This window comes from Planococcus sp. APC 3906 (assembly GCF_030407685.1).
GTDB lineage: Bacteria > Bacillota > Bacilli > Bacillales_A > Planococcaceae > Planococcus > Planococcus koreensis.
In genome coordinates, this window is the sequence record NZ_JASDCW010000061.1 from 1 (window position 1) to 3,170 (window position 3,170).

Consider the following 3,170-nt stretch of genomic DNA (forward strand, 5'->3'; position numbering starts at 1 on the left):
CGCTTTGTTTACTATTATATTAATGAAGCTATCATCAATGCTAATTGCATCTAAAATCGATTTGATTTCTAATCCTCAAGTTGAAGTATTATTTTATAAAAAATCTTTTTCAATATTGGCTAAATCCCTGTTCGTTTGAACATGAATAAAGTTAAACAAAGCTTCCGTTGAATCTTCATCAAGAACCTGTTTAAAGCTCTGTATTTTTCGCTCTGAACCTTTAAAATAAGTGCTCTCATATGCTGGATTGTTATAGATGTTAAAATACTCATGATAGTCCATTACAGCGATTTGATTTTCTACCTGAATCAGCAATGAATTCCACTCTTTAATTTTCTTAGCGTAAAGAGGCTTTTTTATTGCAAGCGCTTGTTTTTCTTCAGTGGCGATTTGGGAAATGAAAGTTTCGATTTCATGCTTGTGTTTATTTAGCTGAATTCTGTTTAAATTATCGAGCTTGCTTAAGGTATTCTTTTTGTAAGCTTTAATATCCATTTTTTCAAAATGGTCATTGTCATTTTCAACTTTATTCGCTAATTTTTTTGCTTGACGCTCTTTAGATTTTTCTGCTTGGCGTTCTTTGATTTTTCTTAATTCTAATTCAATCTTAGGAATTGCATCAACAATTAATTCTTTATTTTCATATGCAAGTTTAGCTACTTTAGGACCATATGTTTTCACTGTATCGACTACTGAGTTAACCGGTATTTTAGCCATTTGAATCCTCCTGTGTATTAGAATTAGAGAAACTCCTCTAACAAATAATGAAAAACTTAAAACATTAACTTTATCTTACTACTAAATGGAAAAAATATTCATATTTTATATTTGATGATTACAAAATGAAGCGATTTAAATAATTCTAAGTTAAACTAGAAACTAAATTTATCCATACCATTAAAAGTTTTCATTCCATTATGCAAGGAGGCCAACCATGAACATCGGCATCATCGGCACAGGCAACATCGCCACATATTTGCTCGAACAGATAAACGTGAATCACTTAGCTACCGGTAAGGTCACAGCCGTTTTCGGACGCAACCAAGAAGTGGGCCAGCGCTTGAGCAAACAGTTCAACGTCGATTTCCACATGGACATCCAAGTATTCTTGCAAACGCCGCTCGATATCGTCGTAGAGGCAGCGACTGTGGAAGCGGCTGTCCTCTACGTAAAAGATGTCGTCGCACACAAGAAAGACCTCGTCGTCAGCAGCATCGGCGTCTTCAAAGATGTCGCTTTTTTGGAGGAAGTCAAAGCTTTAGCAGAGTCCGGCGGCACGCACATCTTCCTGCCATCCGGTGCGATTGGCGGACTCGACGTCTTGCAGTCGGCAAAAGCGGCGAGCGGCTTGGAGCGTGTGCAGATCACGACACGGAAATCGCCTCAATCGCTCGGGATTGAGGCGGACGAGGAAAAGGTGATCTTCGAAGGATCGGCGTTTGAAGCCGTCGAAAAATTCCCAAAGAACGTCAATGTGGCTTTGGTGCTCGCAATTGCGGGAATCGGGGTCGAAAAGACGGAAGTGCGCGTCATCGTTGACCCGGCGATCGAGCGGAATACCCATACGATCGAAGCGGAAGGGGATTTCGGCAGGATGCAGCTGCAAGTCGAAAACAAGCCGATGCCGAATAACCCGAAGACGAGCCTGCTTGCTGCCTTGAGCATCCTCGCTGTGCTGCAGAACAAAGACCGCGCGCTGCGGATCGGCAATTGAATAACTACAAAAATAACCGCCTCTCCGTTTTTCGGAAGGGCGGTTTTTTCATTACCGGTATTGGTTTTTGACTAACTCGAGCAGTCCGGTTTTATTCAAATACGGCTCTGGCGCAAGGAACGTCACGGTGACGACGCCCGGATGGCGGCCGATTTCGATGGCACCGGTTATGGTGGCGCGGTTCATGATTTCGGGCACCGATGCGCCGAAAAAGTCAGCGGCGCGCTGCAGGCCGTTTTCTGTGGCGTCGTTCAAGTTCGGACCGGAGCCGATAAAGGACACCGGATACGATTCTTCAATCTTGGCAACGTTCCAGTTATCGGCGATTTGCTGCGCCGATTGGCGTTCTTCTGCGCTGAATGGCTTCGCTGTGTAGGGCAGGTCTTCGACATTCGGCAGCAAGATCGGCCCTTGGATGTTCAAGCCCTTCAAGACATGGACCTGAAGGTGGGCAATGCCGGAAACGTCGGTCGTGTGGCCGGCGATTTCGCCGTCGCCTTGCATGGCGTGCATGTCGCCAAGGTAAATGCCGCCGCCCGGAACTTTCACCGGACAGATCAAGATGGCGCCAGTGCGCACGCGGTTGACGTCCAAATGGCCGTCCGTGCGGTGCGTTTCCAATTCTTCCTGTGTGCTTGTGTAATCATGCGGTGCGCCGACAAGGAACGAACCGAAATCGCCGGCGTTATGGGAATCCGGCGTTGGCCGCGATGGCGTCGTGCCAAGCTGACCGAGGAACGGGCGCATGCGGGCCATGGTGCCGACCAAATCATGCGGCGCAAACGTCACGACCGGATTTTGGACAGATGCTTCCGGCGTGTTCATGTAAAAGCGCCCGGCTTCTGCAATCGTTTCGGCTGCTCCTTGCGGCAAGGTCAGGCCGACGTCTCCTTTTTCGCCAAAAAACATCGTGTATCCATTGGTGAAGATGAACGGTGTGGCGTCCGCTCCACAGGTTTTGCAGCGGATCGCTTCAGGGCCGATGCCTTTGATGACGGTTTCCGGATTCTTCGTGCCGCATTGCGGGCATTTCGCTGCAACAAAGCCATCGCCGTCGCATCGGTCTGTGAGCATTTGGTCATTGCCGGAAGCAGTCGCTTGGGAAGTGACTGTGATTGACTGGATACGGATTGCGATTGCATCGCCCGGTTCTGCGCCTTCGACGTAAACCGGCTTGGTCACTTCATGTCCGCCTTTGATGCTCGGCGTAATCATCGGCCCCCAACAGCCCGGTGCGGTGTTGGCGATAATCGAGCCGCCGTCTTTCACCGGCCCCAGCATTTCTTTGTTCGGGTCCAAAATGCCATCGACGAAATGATTGACGAATAAGGTTTCAACTGCCGTTTTGTTCACGATATTCCTCCTCAAGGTTTTATTTGTCAGACTAATCAAATTATATCGCTTGCAGAAGCCATTCACAATTGTCCGGCTCTTCGCGGACCATCAAAGTATTTAA

General features: G+C 47.4%; 3 protein-coding genes. 1 reads left to right on the forward strand and 2 read right to left on the reverse strand.

The features are described 5' to 3' along the window. Nucleotides 1–93: 93 nt before the first annotated feature. Complete coding sequence (locus QMA09_RS16945) at nt 94–717, reverse strand: conserved oligomeric Golgi complex subunit 6 (protein ID WP_290213981.1); 624 nt, start codon at nt 715–717, stop codon at nt 94–96. Between the two features lie 217 nt (nt 718–934). On the opposite strand from QMA09_RS16945, the gene nadX reads away from it, so the two are divergent. Beyond that, entirely contained in the window at nt 935–1,714 is a 780-nt protein-coding gene (nadX, locus tag QMA09_RS16950; RefSeq protein WP_290213982.1) for an aspartate dehydrogenase, read from the forward strand. 51 nt (nt 1,715–1,765) lie between these two features. Here nadX and QMA09_RS16955 read toward each other — a convergent pair whose 3' ends face one another. Continuing rightward, nucleotides 1,766–3,067, reverse strand: coding sequence for an acetamidase/formamidase family protein (locus QMA09_RS16955; RefSeq protein ID WP_290213983.1), 1,302 nt, complete (start codon nt 3,065–3,067; stop codon nt 1,766–1,768). Nucleotides 3,068–3,170 lie beyond the last annotated feature (103 nt).

What these genes read in the sequence shown, in the direction of transcription:
- QMA09_RS16945 (WP_290213981.1), bottom strand. Translation starts at nt 717, where the DNA reads ATGGCTAAAATACCGGTTAACTCAGTAGTCGATACAGTGAAAACATAT.
- nadX (WP_290213982.1), top strand. Translation starts at nt 935, where the DNA reads ATGAACATCGGCATCATCGGCACAGGCAACATCGCCACATATTTGCTC.